Source organism: Butyricimonas muris (assembly GCF_046365375.1).
Lineage (GTDB): Bacteria > Bacteroidota > Bacteroidia > Bacteroidales > Marinifilaceae > Butyricimonas > Butyricimonas muris.
The window spans coordinates 542,110-556,521 of the sequence record NZ_JBKEIT010000003.1; the positions used below are offsets into that span (position 1 = coordinate 542,110).

Here is a 14,412-nt window from a genome sequence, read left to right on the forward strand (position 1 = left end):
AAAGGTAAAGCGTATGAAAACTAAAAAAATATTTCCGGTAGTAGGGATGAGTTGTGCATCTTGTGCGGCTCGGGTGGATAAAGTCTTGAACGCACAGCCCGGAGTGTATGAGGCGAATATAAACTATGCGACAGCTAGTGCGCAAGTGGTTTACAATCCCGATGAATGTTCCGTTTCATCTTTGAAAAATGCGGTACAAAATGCGGGATACGATTTGTTGGTATCTGAAAATCAATCTACCGACGAAGAGGTCGGGCAAGCACGCGAGAAAAAGTATCGGCAGTTGAAAATCCAAACGTGGAGTGCCGTGGTCTTGTCCGTTCCTATCATGTTTATTAGTATGTTCTTTATTGATTATCCTTACATGAAATATGTCTTGTGGATACTTTCCACGGTTGCCGTTTTAGGTTTGGGACGTAGGTTCTATATCAACGCGTGGAAGCAATTGCGTCATGGTACTTCAAATATGGATACTCTGGTTGCCATCAGCACGGGGATTGCCTATTTATTTAGTGTCTTTAATCTGTTGTTTCCCGATTTCTGGCTGTTGAGGGGGGTAACACCTCACCTTTATTTCGAGGCGGCGAGTGTTATCATTGCTTTTATATTATTGGGGCGTTTACTGGAAGAGCGAGCGAAACAGAATACGTCGACGGCCATTAAGAAGTTGATGGGTTTACAACCGAAGACAATAACCATTGTCACGGAATCGGGAGAAAGAACAGTACCGATTGAGGAAGCACGCGTGGGTGATACCATCGCGGTAAAACCCGGTGAACGTATAGCCGTGGACGGGACTGTCCTTAGCGGAGAGTCATTCGTGGATGAAAGTATGCTTAGCGGTGAGCCTGTTCCTGTACGCAAGCGGTCGGGAGAGAAGGTCTATGCCGGAACGATTAACCAGAAAGGTGCTTTTCATTTTACCACGGACAAGACGGGTTCCGATACTATGTTGGCACAAATTATCCGTATGGTGCAGGATGCACAGGGGAGTAAAGCACCCGTGCAGAAAATGGTCGATAAGATAGCGGGTATTTTTGTACCCGTCATTATCGGTATCGCTGTACTGTCATTCGCCGCATGGTGGATATTTGCCCCGGCGGGCGGTTTTACTCACGGCTTACTGGCTATGGTTACCGTACTGATTATTGCTTGTCCGTGCGCCTTGGGATTAGCTACCCCGACGGCACTTATCGTGGGAATAGGCAAGGGGGCAGAGCATGGTATTTTGATAAAGGATGCCACGAGTTTGGAGGTCGCCCGGAAAGTAGACACGATCGTGCTGGATAAAACGGGAACGATCACGGAAGGGCATCCTGTCGTTGTGAACGCTCAATGGAAGGAGGGTGCGGAAGACTCTCGCAAGGTATTGTATAGTCTGGAACGATTGTCGGAACACCCGCTAGCGGAAGCGATAGTCAATGAATTGGGGGATGAAATATCTGTTCCGGTCACGGGATTTGAAAGTATTCCGGGTAGAGGAATAAAAGGGCAATGGAATGATGAAACTTATTATGTCGGGACTCCCGAATTACTCCGGGATAACGGTGTGTCTGTCGATAAAGAGTTGGAACAAAAAGCGGAAAGCTGGCTTAAAGATGCTCAAACGGTCATTTGGTTCGGCAATTCAGCCGAAGCCCTTGCCGTGATGGGGATAACAGACAAGATAAAAGATACATCATTACAAGCTATTTCCCAATTACATAAGATGGGGTTGACGGTCTATATGTTGACAGGAGATAATGCCGCGACAGCCAAAGAAATAGCACGGAAGACCGGTATCAAGCATTATAAATCAGGTATATTGCCACAAGAGAAAGCTATTTTCGTTAAACAGTTGCAACAAGAAGGTCGGAAAGTCGCTATGGTCGGGGACGGTATCAATGATAGCGCGGCATTGGCACAAGCGGATTTAAGTATTGCCATGGGAAAAGGCAGTGATATTGCCATGGAAACAGCCATGGTCACGATCCTTTCCTCCGATTTGATGAAGATTCCGGAAACCATCCGTTTGTCGCGATTGACCGTGAAGACAATTCGTGAGAACTTGTTTTGGGCGTTTATCTATAACTTGATAGGTGTCCCCATCGCGGCAGGTATTCTCTATCCGATAAACGGTTTCCTGCTTAACCCGATGATCGGGGGGGCGGCAATGGCATTCAGCAGCGTGAGCGTCGTGAGTAACAGTCTGCGTTTGAAACGGAAAAAAATAAGTATAACTGCGAATCGAAATAATAACAATGAATATATAAATGAAGTAGAACACGTAAAAGAAAAAGCTATGGAAAAGAAATTTAAGGTGGAGGGGATGATGTGCAATCATTGTCGTACTCATGTAGAAAATGCCCTTAATAGTATTGACGGAGTGAAAGCCGTTGTAACTCTGGAGCCGCCGGTAGCTACCGTTGAATTTACGAAAGGTGAACTATCGTTGGATGAATTGCAACAAGTTGTTACAAGCAAGGCTGGGGAGTACAAAATGTCTAAAATCTGAAAGGGAGCGTTTCACAACGCTCCCCTTCTCTGAATTATTTAAAAACAACTAAGAACACAGGCTACTCTTCAGTAATCACAATTTTTATGATTTTGTCCCCTTGGCGGATAGCATCAATCACTTCCAAACCTTCGTATACTTGACCGAAGCAAGTATGTCTTCTATCCAGATGGGCGGTATTTCTACGGTTGTGGCAGATAAAGAATTGCGAACCTCCGGTATCCCGCCCTGCGTGAGCCATGGATAAAACTCCGCGGTCGTGATATTGGTTTTCCCCGGTTAATTCACACTTGATCGTGTATCCCGGACCACCGGTTCCGTCCCCTTTGGGGCAGCCTCCCTGTATCACGAAATCCGGAATCACCCGATGAAAGGTCAAGCCGTCGTAAAAACCTTCTTTGGCTAGTTTTACAAAATTGGCAACCGTGTTAGGCGCATCTTTTTCATAAAAAAGGACTTTCATGACACCTTTTTCAGTTTCTATTTCTGCTCTATACATTATGAATTTGCTTTAGAATTTTCATAAGCAAATGTAGGTCATAAAATGAATGGAAGCAAGGCGTCTAATGTTATTTAACGCATTTTATATAGTCGCCTTCGGCGAGTTGCAAGTTACAGGTTGCATTTGCCTTCGGCAAGTTGCAGGTTTACTGGCGTTAAGGATGGAGGAGTTCGTTGATTAGGTGATTGCAGATTTCGTGATTCTCTTGTGCGATGGTAAGCGGGTAAAATTGTTGAATCCGAAAAACGGATTCAACACAGTTCTTGTTTTAATACATCGGGTAATTCAAGGCCTCGTTTTTCGAGGCTGATAAACCAGTCTGACAGTTCTTCCGGCTGAATGGAATACAATACTTCACGGAATTGGTCTATTTGTTCATCGCTGTATCGGTCAGAGGGGATACCCCGGTATTGATCCAGTTCCTCATCATCAAAGTATTCTATTTTTTCATCCACTCTCTTTAGTCCTTTCTCGCAGATAGCGTGAGCGCCGCAACAGTCGGCGGGAGGGACAACAACCGGAGTGTCATCCGGCTTTTGTTTTGATTTGAAAAGGTATGTAAAAAGGGCAACTATTACTAGAAGCCCTACTATGCTGATGATAATATAAATCATTTCAATTACTTGGAAAGTTCTTTCTTCAACAGATTTACCTGATTCGTCAGTTTCTCCACTTCCTGAGTTTTCTTGGCTAATGTACTTTTAGCATCTGCCAATTGTTTTTTCACCCCGGCAATCTCTTTTTCCAATCGGGCAATTTCGCTGTCCTTGAACTTGATATTTGCCTTGAGTGTTTCTACTTCATTTTTTAGTTTCCGGTTATCCCAATCCGCGTTGGTCTTGTACTCGGCCAATTGTTTTTGAAGTAAGTCTCGTTCTTCAGTCGCTCTTTTCAACTGGAGTTGTAAACCGCTCAATTGTCCTTCATTATCCTTTACTTTTGACTTTACCTGTTCGGAAACGTCTTTCAATTCGGACTTTAAAGCGGACTCTTTACTTTGCAATGTCCGTAATTGGGTGTACAGATCGTCAATCTGTTTATCTTTGGCCGCGTTGTTCGCTGTCAGTTGGTAGCGGACGGCATTAAAATCATCCTTGAGTTTTTGCATTTCGGTTTCCAGAGTCTTCTTGTCGTTAGCAAGTGTTGCCACTTCTCGGTCTACGCTTCTCTTTGCTCTGGCTAATTCCTCGTATTTCTTTTTTGAAACGCAAGAGGAGAAAAGTAACGTGAATATTAAAATACCTGATATATAAAATAATCCTTTTCTCATATTGAAATGTTTAAATTGAACTTTATTCTTGTTGTGTGACAAAAGTAGTAAAATATTTGGGTATAACAAAGAACAATAGGGGCGGCAGAATCTTAATTTAATGTTAATGCTTCAAGACGTGATACGGAATTCGTGTGTCAAATACATATTTATTTATATATTTGCGTTGGAAAATTAATACAGAATATACTATGAATAAGAAAATCCTCTCGTTACTCGTTTTGTTTTTTGGAGTATTATTTGTCGCTCAAGCTCAGAATGACGGAAAGATACGAGTGAAGGGCGTTGTGTTGGATGAAGTTACGCGTCAACCGATTGAATTTGCCAATATCGGGATTCTAGGTACGGTTGCGGGTGTTGCCACGGATATGGACGGTCGGTTCGAATTGGTAGTTTCCGAAAGATTGGCTACTTATATGATGAGAGTTTCCGCGGTGGGGTATGCTTCAGACGAGATGAAGTTGTACGAGGCAAGGGATAAAGGAGAGGTACAGATATTTTTGAAACCGATGACCTACGGGATTCACGAGGTGGATGTAACGGCAGAATCGTTGGTCTTGAAAAGATTGTTACAGAACGTGGTGAATAATATCGGTCGGAATTATATTCCGCGTCCTTATAACTACGAGGGATATTTTGAATATGGCGTCCGGATTAATGATGGGGAGAAAAAGTCGAAAGAGGCGATCGTGGATATCTATGACAGCGAAGGTTATAGGCGTTCGAATGTCGAGGATGCGTTCAAGGCTTTGAATTATAACTTCTCGCAGGTGCGCCGCAGCGAGGAAATGACTTCCGCCACGGACGGGTTGATCTTCTTTGATGACATTATCACGGCAGATATCGTTCGTAATACCCGTAATATTCTGGATCTGGAGAATTATAGGGACTTTAAATTGAAAAGTAAAGGTAAATTCTTGTACGAGGGTGATTCCGTGCAAATTGTCACTTACGAGTGTCTGAAACCTTCCTTGTCGAATTCCGGTACGACCTTCGTTACAAAATACAGCGGAGAGATATACGTGGAATTGAAGAATTACGCCGTTATTAAAAACGTTATGCGCATCACTTCTTCCGCGTTCAATCTTTTGGGAAGAAATTTGATTCTGGCAGGTAACAGTCCTCGTCACGAAGTAATGGCTACGATTACGACCAATTACAAGAAAGTGAGTTCTTATTACTTTTTGAGTGGAGTGAGTATGGTGTATACTTATCTGGACGGTTCCGATCGTGTGAAAGGAGAGATGCAATACCAAACGACAAAAGTTAGCGTGAACAATACCACTCCTATTGCCGGACGGGTGTATTTTGAAGAGGTTCCGACAGACAGGAATTTCTGGGATCGTTACACGATATATTTGGAAGAAGAAGAATAAAAGTCCCCCGAAAAGGGACTTTTTATTTTAGCTTTAATGATTTTAGCTTTAAGATTGAGTCCGTTCGGACTTAAATATTGTAATCTCTTGTAATTTACTTGTTTCGTTATATCGTCATGAAGGTACTTTATAAACAGATCTTATGAAAGAACAAATTTGGAATAATATCGAACGAATGAGAGCGGAGGCTCCATTGGTACATAATATCACGAATGCTGTGGTAATGAATAATACGGCTAACGCGCTGTTGGCGGCAGGTGCTTCACCTATTATGGCACACGCGTCGGAAGAAATTGATGAAATGGTTGCGCTATGTGGGGCTACCGTGATTAATATCGGGACATTGGATCGTTTTACCGTGGAATCCATGAAAGCAGCTATCCGGAAAGCGAATGAAATCGGGCATCCGGTAGTACTCGATCCCGTGGGTGCGGGAGCCACGAGTTTTAGGAAGAAGGTTCTCCAAGATATATTAAACGCCGGTACTCCCCGGTATATACGCGGGAATGCCTCGGAAATAATGACAATGGCAGGGTTATCCACGAAATCTAAAGGCGTGGATAGTATCGAGTCTTCTCTGAATAGTCTGGAAGCTGCCCGCAAATTGAGTTCCCGTGTGGGGTGTATTGTCTGCGTGAGCGGGGAAACGGATCTCGTTGTGCAAGGCGAGAGAGTGATTTATTTGCATAATGGCTCCCCGATGATGGAGAGAGTGACCGGACTGGGGTGTACGGCTTCCGCTATCTTGGGTGCATTTGCTGCTGTTGCGGAAGATGAGTTTATGGCTGCCGTGAGTGCTACTTCTTTTATGGGTATATGCGGGGAGATCGCGGTCGGAATGGCACAAGGTCCCGGAACTCTGCAATTGTATTTGTATGATGTGATGTATAATCTGACACGCGAGCAGTTCATGCAACGCGTGCAAATTTCCGAATGATATGAATGCCCCACTTTATTTAGTGACCGACGAAGGTTTGCTGCATGGTAAAGATCTTTACAGCACGGTTGAAGCTGCCGTGAAAGGAGGCGTGACCATGGTACAATTACGGGAAAAAGAATCCTCTACCCGGGATTTTATTGAACGGGCGATTCGGCTGAAAGCATTGTTGACACCTTATCATGTACCTTTGATTATTAACGATCGGGTAGACGTGGCACTGGCTGTCGATGCCGATGGGGTGCATGTCGGACAGAGTGATATGCCCTATTCGCAGGTGAAACGGCTACTGCCGAAAGGAAAAATAATCGGGTTATCCGTGGAAACGCGGGAACAGGTAATTGAAGCCAACGAGTGGGATGTAACTTATATCGCGGCAAGTCCTGTCTTTTCCACGGTAACGAAAACAAATACGATTGTCGAGTGGGGATTGGACGGGTTGCAATGGATTCGTTCCGTGTCCCGTCATCCGTTAGTGGCTATCGGTGGCATTCATCCCGACAATGTAGCCTCAATCTTTCGGGCGGGGGCGGATAGCGTGGCTGTGATTTCCGCGATTATCGGAGCCGATGATCCGGGAAAAGCCGCACGAGAATTGATTTGTCTTATACCCTAAAGAAAGATATAATCTTTTACTACTGAAATCCTATCGTAATCCTACCCAAGAACTAGGGAAGACATACTGCGCTGGCGATGCACGAACCGTTTTGCCCCGGTATTCTATAGGATTAGAATACCCCCAAAGAATGCAAAAGTATAACCAAGATAAACAAGGGCGCCACGTATTTCAGCACGAAAACCAGAGGTTTTATCAACCATAACTTCAATTGCCCGTCATTCGTCAACTCGGCAATCAACAAACGGCGATCGAATCGCCACCCCACGTAGATGGATATGAGTATGCCGCCGACGGGGAGCAGGATATTGGAACTGATAAAATCAAATATCCCGAATATAGAGCGGCTCCCTATCTGAATGTCTTTTAAAGGACCGAACGATAGAGTACACAAGATGCCGAAAACAGTCACGATAACGGTTGAAATAATGGTTGCCTTACGCCTGCTGATGTGTTTCTCTTCCACGAAAAAAGCGACAATCACTTCGAGCAATGATATCGAGGACGTCAATGCAGCCATTGTCAGCAGTACGAAGAATAAAATAGCCCACAATTGCCCGAATGCCATACTCTGGAACACTTGGGGCAAGGTGAGGAACACGAGTCCCGGACCGGAATTGGGTGCGATATTAAAGGCGAATACAGCAGGAAATATGGCAACGCCTGCCAGCACGGCGATTAGGGTATCGGCACAGATAACCTGTAACGATATCGAGGTTAGATTTTCACTTTTCTTGATGTATGAAGCGTAAGTCAATAGGACACCCATGCCGATTGACAAGGAGAAAAACGCTTGTCCCAGTGCAGAGAGTACCCCTTGAGAGGTGAGTTCCGAGAACTTGGGTAAAAACAGGAATTTTATTCCTTCCATGGCACCGTCCAGCGTGCATGCCCGGATACCTAAAATCACGATTAGTATGAAGAGTAAGGGCATCATGAGTTTCGTGTATCTTTCGATACCCTTTTTTACCCCTGCCAACACGATAAATCCGGTAAGTACCATGAATATAATTTGCCAGAATACCGGCTTGTACGGGTTGGAAATAAAGCTGTTGAACAAGTTATTCAAATCAATATCGGCGCTTGAATGGAACGAGAAAGAGAGGGATTTAACCACGTATTCCAACGTCCACCCGGCAACCGTGCCATAAAAAGAAAGAATCATCGTGGCGGCCAATAACACGAGGATTCCAAAATAACGCCAAGGTGTTTTCGGTTCCAACCGATCAAATGTCCCGAAAGCATTCCGACCGGAATATCTACCGAGTGCGAACTCCGAAAGCATGACCGGGAGTCCGATAGCAACGGTAAAAAATATGTACACGAGCAAAAAAGCCCCGCCACCGTTATTCCCGGCTTCATAGGGAAACTTCCATATATTACCTAATCCGACTGCCGAACCGGCCAGTGCGGCAATAGCCCCGAACTTGGAACCAAAACTATCTCTGGTGTTGTGCATGGTTAAATTATTTTGAGTTAACAAATATTACGAGTTTCCGGAGTGTAAGTTAGCATTTTGTATAGAAAAAAACTATCTTCGCGTCAAAATAAAATAAGCGATTCACATGCAAGAGAAGATTTTAATACTTGATTTCGGTTCTCAATACACGCAATTGATCGCGAGACGCGTGCGAGAATTGAATGTCTATTGCGAGATTTATCCTTTTAACCATTATCCGGCACTCGATGCTTCCGTGAAGGGAGTTATTCTTTCGGGAAGTCCTTTCTCCGTGCGTGACGAGAAGGCTCCGCGACCGGATTTGTCTTCCATCAAGGGGAAACTGCCGTTGCTGGGAGTGTGTTACGGGGCTCAATATCTGGCTCATTATTTCGGTGGGGAAGTACAAGCCTCCAACAAAAGAGAGTACGGTCGGGCAAATTTGTCTTACGTGGATAACGGTTGCCCGCTTTTCAAACATATCAGCCAACATTCACAGGTATGGATGTCGCACGGGGATACGATCGAGGTATTGCCGTCACATTACACGGTAGTGGCAAGCACGGTCGACGTGGAGAATGCCGCGTACCGGATAGAAGGAGAGGATACATACGGTATTCAGTTCCACCCGGAGGTGTATCACAGTACGGAAGGAACCGCGTTGCTGAAGAATTTCGTGGTTGATATCTGCGGTTGTAAACAAGACTGGACTCCGGATTCTTTTATCGAAACCACGGTAGCCGAATTGAAAGCAAAAATAGGCGAAGACCGGGTAATATTGGGTTTGTCGGGGGGAGTAGATTCCACAGTGGCAGCCATGTTATTACACCGGGCTATCGGTAAAAATCTTGTCTGCATATTTGTTGACAACGGATTGTTGCGGAAAAACGAGTTCTCGTCCGTGCTTGAAAATTACAAGGAATTAGGATTGAACGTCATTGGTGTGAATGCCGGTGATCTTTTCCTGTCCCGTCTGGCGGGAGTCGAGGATCCGGAAACGAAGCGCAAAATTATCGGTGCCACTTTCGTGGACGTGTTTGACGAGGAATCACACAAGGTAGAAGATGCCAAATGGTTGGGACAAGGTACAATTTACCCGGACGTGATTGAATCATCGTCGGTGAATGGCCCGTCACAGACCATTAAATCTCATCATAACGTGGGAGGATTACCTGACTACATGAAACTTAAAGTGGTAGAACCCTTGCGTTTATTGTTTAAAGATGAAGTTCGCCGCGTGGGTAAAAGCCTCGGTTTAGCGGATAAATTTTTGAAACGTCATCCTTTCCCCGGTCCGGGACTTGCTATCCGTATATTGGGTGAGATCACGAAAGAGAAAGTGACATTGTTGCAAGAAGCCGACCATATCTACATATCCATGCTTCAAGAAGAAGGATTGTATGATAAAGTATGGCAAGCGGGTACTATTCTGTTACCGATCAAGAGTGTCGGGGTTATGGGGGACGAACGCACTTACGAGAGCGTGGTTGCCTTGCGTGCCGTGGAATCGACGGACGGAATGACTGCCGATTGGTGTCATTTGCCTTATGAGTTCTTGGCAAAGGTTTCCAACCGAATCATAAATAATGTGCGGGGTATCAACCGGGTTGTTTATGACATTAGTTCAAAACCACCAGCCACCATCGAGTGGGAATAATATACAAGCGCCTTTCGGGGCGCTTTTTTTATGCTTGTCTTGGGTATGTTTATTTCCTGTTTTTCTTTTTCATGACGTATTTGTCGAAGAATTCCTCCCGGTAATTATTGCCAATGGCAATTTCGTGCATGCGGATGAAAACGTCGTTATTGTCAAAAGAATTGATATGAAGCGTGTTCACGATATACGATTTGTTTATTCTGAAAAACGTGTGTCGGGGCAGTTGTTCGTGTATGGCTTTTAAACTCATTTTCGTTATTACCCGTTGATCCGTCAGTTGCAATATGACGTAGTCTTTCAAGCCTTCGATAAAAAGGATATCTTCAAAATTAACTTTGAAATACCGACGTTCCGATTTCACAAACAAGTAATCATCTTCTACCTGTTCTATATCTTCTTTTTCACCGTTCGTCAAGAGGGAATAGTAATTAAGAGCTTTGTCGACAGCTTTCCGGAAACGCTCGAATTCAATAGGTTTTACCAGATAATCAACGGCGTCCACCTCGTAACTGTCGAGGGCAAATTCCGTGTAGGCGGTGGTGAATATAATCAACGTGGTTTTCGGTACATCACGGGCAAATTCGATACCTGTCACTCCGGGCATCTGGATATCCAGAAAGATTAGTTCTACCGGGTGATTGGTCAGATAGTCCGCCGCGGACGAGGCGTTATTGAACATCTCCAACAATTCCAGTTCCGGGACACGAGCCACCAAAGACCGTATACCTTTCCGCACGATAGGTTCATCGTCAACAATGATACATTTCATAATTTCAAGTGTAAATAAACACAATATTTCGTTTCCGTTTCGTCAATCTCAAGCGAGTAATTTTCCCCGTACAGTAATTCCAGTCGTCTGCGAATGTTCGCCAACCCCAAGCCCCCGCTTTCTTTCTTCACGGGAATCGTGGGTTTGGAGTTTTCACAAGTAAATTTCACGTACCCTTGTTCAACCCGGAAACGGAGGTAAATATATGATAATTTCTCGCTATCCGTGTTATGTTTCACCGCGTTTTCAACGAAAGGGATAAAGAGAAGCGGCGGGACTTTCACGTTATTCACGTCACCCTCTTTCGAGATCACGTATTCGAAGTTATCCCGCCGCATCTTTTCCAGTTCGAGAAAACCCGTCAGGAAGTGAATGTCCGCGCTTAAAAACACTTCTTGGCGGGTACTGTCATTCAACTGGTAACGTAGCATATCGTCCAGTTTGGTCAATAGACGGGAGGCTTCCTCCGGGTTATCCTTCACGAGAATATTGGCACTATTGAGCATGTTGAACAGGAAGTGAGGGTTTATCTGGTTTTTCAGTTGTTGCAATTCGGTTTGCATGGTGGTCTTTTCAAGTTCCGAGATCAGCCTGTCGTAATTTATCCATTGCCGAAACAGTTCTATACTTGTCGTTCCCAGCGCGATCATCCCGATAACGATAATGGCATACATGAGATTGAGGAAGGAGTAAGGACTCTCGTTTTTAATAATATCCGTTGCTACCCCGTATTCCTCGAAAATGTAACTGACGACGGGAGAGTAGATAAACAGACCGATCATGATACTCGCCAGCAATCCGCCGATGTAAAGAGGAAATTTATTTTTCAATAATAGTTTCGGGATAAGGACGTACAAATTTATGTAAGTGGGAAACATGAATAGTATCAAGCTTATACCGTATGAATAAAATAAACCGGTTCCGGTAAAATTATCACTCACGTTCTGGTACGCGAAAAAGAGGATAATCAGAAAAGTGATGATGTTCCTTACCTGATTGAAATTCGCGTGCTGCAAAAAGTTCAAGGGAAAATAGTTTTTTATAGACATATTTGTAAGCTGATTACGTGATTTTTATCTCCTTGTTTTGCTTCCAGTTGGAATTCATCACCGTATAACAGGTGAAGTCTTTGACGTAAGTTCTCCAGTTTGCTGTCATTATTTCTACTGTAATCTTCCGGGTAAATACACGCGAAATATAACTTTTCTTCATTTACCCGAAAAAGCATATAAATGTGATCGGGTTCACTCGATCTGTATTTGGCGTGATTCCGAATCGCCAGTTCCACGATCGGGATAAATAACAGGGGAGGTACTAATACATGATCTATTGTTTCCTCGGCACTTATGTGGAAAGTGAAATTATCATCATGTAATTTTTCCAAGTTCATGTAGTCTTTGATAAAAGAGATTTCTGCGCTTAATAATACCTTTTCCCGTGTGCTGTCATATAATTGATAACGAAGCAGGTGGCTGAGTTGAAGTAATAATGTAGATGCCTTGTCCGCGTCTTTCTTTGCCAGCACGTTGGCAGTGTTTAGCATCCGGGATAAAAAATCAGGCTGTATCTGATCCCGTAAACGGGTAAGTTCGGTTTGTACCTTGTTTTTTTCTAATTCTTGCAATTGTCGGTTATGCGCTATCCAGCGTTGTAGAAAGATGGTTATGGATACAGCAGAGATATAGAAAAAGATACCCAGAAAATTAGCGAAATAAAAGGAGAGGAAGCCGTTACCGGGATAAGCGATCTCGTAAAATGCAGGAAAATATTCTTTAGAAAAAATAATTACGCCGGTCATAACCAACAATAATGACATAATCGTGATAAACAGGTAAAAAAGATATATTCCATATTTTCCCTTGTACAGATAATTGGGAATTAGAATATAGATATTCAAACAGATAAGCCCCCAAAACAGCAATACCATACATACATTTATTATCGTGAGGGTGTTTAAACCGAAGAAAATACCGTATTCTTCAAAGAAGATTTTCAAAACAATAATACCAAGCAGAAACAGGATAATCAGATGTCTGATAATTCTGAATCTCGGATGAATCAAGAATTTTTCCCAAAATTGATTACCGTATTTGTAGGTATCCTGCGTTGGCATTGATAGGTGAATTAGTGGATAAAGTTAAGGATTTTTTTTCAGAATCTCCACGAAATTCCCAGTGAGCAATAAAACCCAAATTTGAAATGAGGGTTGGTTTCGTCATCATCCGAGAAAACGTCTTTTAAACTCCTTTTCGAGTAAGTTGCTTCGCGATAAGGGGCGATACCTACCGTTAGAGGAATAACGAATGATTTGCCCAGAGTTAGTTCCGGTTGCAATCCGATCACTGTATATTGTTGTGTGAAATACATCTTTTTCCCTTCTTTTTCGGTTAAGGCAAGCATTCCGTTCATCTCGACCATCAACCTTAATTTCAAGAGATTGTTTAGTTTCATCCCAACGGATGCTTGAATAGCATCTATCAAGGCAACTTTGACCTCGTAGCGTCCATCCAGACTCCATTTTAGGTAGAGTGCCGGGAAAAGCATGGGAAAACCGAAGGTATTATTTAAAGCAGCTCCGGCACCAAGATCCAAATTCGGTCGCAGGTGTCGGATAAATATAATACCACCTTGTCCCAATATATTATTCCATCTCGCTTTCGAAAGGTTGTCGCTATCCATGTAAAGACCTGCCCCGACAGTTGCCAGCACGGACCATCCGGCGTTAAGCGGCCTCGTGTGTACCAATCCGATCTGGAGGTTTAATATATTCGTCGGACAGAGTTCCCGAGAGAGATTTTTATTACCCAAGGAGGCGTACGATCCGCTACACCCGATAGTCCAAGCCGTGGGACGATTGTTTTCATTCATCTTGACAAAGAGCGGGACGTGAAAACCTCCTTGAATGACTTTTAAGTCACCTTTTGCACGCGGGTGGTGGTCATCCTTACCTTTGTATGTCGATGTCGAAATATATTCCGTTTTGAGGTTGATTTGGGCGTTTGCTTTCGAGAATACAAACGACATAAAGAAGATCAGACAATATAAGCTCGTTTTCATAAATGATTATTTTTTGTTTACGCCGTAAAAGTAAAATAGAATCAAACAGCAAAACGGGATAGTAGACGAAATGGGGTATTAAGTAGAGCAAATTGTTGTTTTGGTCGTTTTTCTTATTAATGGGAGATACTATTATATTCCCACGGTTATCCTATGGTAAGGTATTTATATACCACCTTGCAGTGAATTAAAGTGAAATATTAGATTACAAAAAGGAGGGTGATTTCTCACCCTCCTTTTATCGTGCATTTAAAAATCAACAGGTATTCTTGTTTTCCATGTTTTCTTTCATTATA

General features: G+C 43.5%; 13 protein-coding genes. 5 read left to right on the top strand and 8 right to left on the bottom strand.

Annotation, left to right across the window (positions count from 1 at the left end):
- Positions 1-13: 13 nt before the first annotated feature.
- On the top strand, positions 14-2,494 hold the full coding sequence (locus ACK8P8_RS07795; protein WP_410025724.1) for a heavy metal translocating P-type ATPase: 2,481 nt from the start codon (positions 14-16) through the stop codon (positions 2,492-2,494).
- A gap of 61 nt (positions 2,495-2,555) precedes the next feature.
- Here ACK8P8_RS07795 and ACK8P8_RS07800 read toward each other — a convergent pair whose 3' ends face one another.
- The 3 genes from ACK8P8_RS07800 to ACK8P8_RS07810 form a co-directional block, all read right to left on the bottom strand.
- On the bottom strand, positions 2,556-2,993 hold the full coding sequence (locus tag ACK8P8_RS07800; protein ID WP_018336301.1) for a peptidylprolyl isomerase: 438 nt from the start codon (positions 2,991-2,993) through the stop codon (positions 2,556-2,558).
- A 254-nt stretch (positions 2,994-3,247) separates the two neighbouring features.
- A complete protein-coding gene (locus ACK8P8_RS07805) occupies positions 3,248-3,610 on the bottom strand; it encodes a hypothetical protein (RefSeq protein ID WP_099292412.1) in 363 nt (120 codons plus the stop codon).
- 5 nt (positions 3,611-3,615) lie between these two features.
- The gene (locus ACK8P8_RS07810; RefSeq protein WP_410025725.1) at positions 3,616-4,266 is read right to left on the bottom strand and encodes a hypothetical protein; all 651 of its coding nucleotides are present in this window, start codon (positions 4,264-4,266) and stop codon (positions 3,616-3,618) included.
- A gap of 191 nt (positions 4,267-4,457) precedes the next feature.
- Between ACK8P8_RS07810 and ACK8P8_RS07815 the strand changes: the two genes are divergently transcribed.
- The 3 genes from ACK8P8_RS07815 to thiE all read left to right on the top strand — a co-directional run bounded on the left by ACK8P8_RS07815 (position 4,458) and on the right by thiE (position 7,195).
- Positions 4,458-5,642 carry a carboxypeptidase-like regulatory domain-containing protein gene (locus ACK8P8_RS07815; RefSeq protein ID WP_099292414.1) on the top strand — a complete coding sequence of 395 codons (1,185 nt, stop codon included), beginning with the start codon at positions 4,458-4,460 and terminating at the stop codon, positions 5,640-5,642.
- Between the two features lie 142 nt (positions 5,643-5,784).
- On the top strand, positions 5,785-6,579 hold the full coding sequence (thiM, locus tag ACK8P8_RS07820; RefSeq protein WP_410025726.1) for a hydroxyethylthiazole kinase: 795 nt from the start codon (positions 5,785-5,787) through the stop codon (positions 6,577-6,579).
- A gap of 1 nt (position 6,580) precedes the next feature.
- Complete coding sequence (gene thiE / locus ACK8P8_RS07825; protein WP_410025727.1) at positions 6,581-7,195, top strand: thiamine phosphate synthase; 615 nt, start codon at positions 6,581-6,583, stop codon at positions 7,193-7,195.
- A 112-nt stretch (positions 7,196-7,307) separates the two neighbouring features.
- Here the strand turns inward: thiE and ACK8P8_RS07830 are convergent, their stop codons facing one another.
- Positions 7,308-8,654: a sodium-dependent transporter gene (locus ACK8P8_RS07830; protein ID WP_410025728.1), complete on the bottom strand. Its 1,347-nt coding sequence runs from the start codon at positions 8,652-8,654 to the stop codon at positions 7,308-7,310.
- A 106-nt stretch (positions 8,655-8,760) separates the two neighbouring features.
- On the opposite strand from ACK8P8_RS07830, the gene guaA reads away from it, so the two are divergent.
- Entirely contained in the window at positions 8,761-10,290 is a 1,530-nt protein-coding gene (gene guaA, locus ACK8P8_RS07835) for a glutamine-hydrolyzing GMP synthase (RefSeq protein WP_410025729.1), read from the top strand.
- A 49-nt stretch (positions 10,291-10,339) separates the two neighbouring features.
- On the opposite strand, the gene ACK8P8_RS07840 is transcribed toward guaA, so the two are convergent.
- Genes ACK8P8_RS07840 through ACK8P8_RS07855 form a run of 4 tightly spaced genes read right to left on the bottom strand, consistent with a single transcriptional unit; the run spans position 10,340 to position 14,116 of the window.
- Positions 10,340-11,059 carry a LytR/AlgR family response regulator transcription factor gene (locus tag ACK8P8_RS07840; RefSeq protein ID WP_410025731.1) on the bottom strand — a complete coding sequence of 240 codons (720 nt, stop codon included), beginning with the start codon at positions 11,057-11,059 and terminating at the stop codon, positions 10,340-10,342.
- Entirely contained in the window at positions 11,056-12,108 is a 1,053-nt protein-coding gene (locus ACK8P8_RS07845; RefSeq protein WP_410025732.1) for a sensor histidine kinase, read from the bottom strand. The genes ACK8P8_RS07840 and ACK8P8_RS07845 overlap by 4 nt, the downstream gene beginning before the upstream one ends.
- Positions 12,099-13,172 carry a sensor histidine kinase gene (locus ACK8P8_RS07850; protein ID WP_410025733.1) on the bottom strand — a complete coding sequence of 358 codons (1,074 nt, stop codon included), beginning with the start codon at positions 13,170-13,172 and terminating at the stop codon, positions 12,099-12,101. Before ACK8P8_RS07850 ends, ACK8P8_RS07845 begins: the two co-directional genes overlap by 10 nt.
- A 38-nt stretch (positions 13,173-13,210) precedes the next feature.
- Positions 13,211-14,116, bottom strand: coding sequence for a DUF6268 family outer membrane beta-barrel protein (locus ACK8P8_RS07855; RefSeq protein ID WP_410025734.1), 906 nt, complete (start codon positions 14,114-14,116; stop codon positions 13,211-13,213).
- Positions 14,117-14,412 lie beyond the last annotated feature (296 nt).

What these genes read in the sequence shown, in the direction of transcription:
- ACK8P8_RS07795 (WP_410025724.1), top strand. Translation starts at nt 14, where the DNA reads ATGAAAACTAAAAAAATATTTCCGGTAGTAGGGATGAGTTGTGCATCT.
- ACK8P8_RS07800 (WP_018336301.1), bottom strand. Translation starts at nt 2,993, where the DNA reads ATGTATAGAGCAGAAATAGAAACTGAAAAAGGTGTCATGAAAGTCCTT.
- ACK8P8_RS07805 (WP_099292412.1), bottom strand. Translation starts at nt 3,610, where the DNA reads ATGATTTATATTATCATCAGCATAGTAGGGCTTCTAGTAATAGTTGCC.
- ACK8P8_RS07810 (WP_410025725.1), bottom strand. Translation starts at nt 4,266, where the DNA reads ATGAGAAAAGGATTATTTTATATATCAGGTATTTTAATATTCACGTTA.
- ACK8P8_RS07815 (WP_099292414.1), top strand. Translation starts at nt 4,458, where the DNA reads ATGAATAAGAAAATCCTCTCGTTACTCGTTTTGTTTTTTGGAGTATTA.
- thiM (WP_410025726.1), top strand. Translation starts at nt 5,785, where the DNA reads ATGAAAGAACAAATTTGGAATAATATCGAACGAATGAGAGCGGAGGCT.
- thiE (WP_410025727.1), top strand. Translation starts at nt 6,581, where the DNA reads ATGAATGCCCCACTTTATTTAGTGACCGACGAAGGTTTGCTGCATGGT.
- ACK8P8_RS07830 (WP_410025728.1), bottom strand. Translation starts at nt 8,654, where the DNA reads ATGCACAACACCAGAGATAGTTTTGGTTCCAAGTTCGGGGCTATTGCC.
- guaA (WP_410025729.1), top strand. Translation starts at nt 8,761, where the DNA reads ATGCAAGAGAAGATTTTAATACTTGATTTCGGTTCTCAATACACGCAA.
- ACK8P8_RS07840 (WP_410025731.1), bottom strand. Translation starts at nt 11,059, where the DNA reads ATGAAATGTATCATTGTTGACGATGAACCTATCGTGCGGAAAGGTATA.
- ACK8P8_RS07845 (WP_410025732.1), bottom strand. Translation starts at nt 12,108, where the DNA reads ATGTCTATAAAAAACTATTTTCCCTTGAACTTTTTGCAGCACGCGAAT.
- ACK8P8_RS07850 (WP_410025733.1), bottom strand. Translation starts at nt 13,172, where the DNA reads ATGCCAACGCAGGATACCTACAAATACGGTAATCAATTTTGGGAAAAA.
- ACK8P8_RS07855 (WP_410025734.1), bottom strand. Translation starts at nt 14,116, where the DNA reads ATGAAAACGAGCTTATATTGTCTGATCTTCTTTATGTCGTTTGTATTC.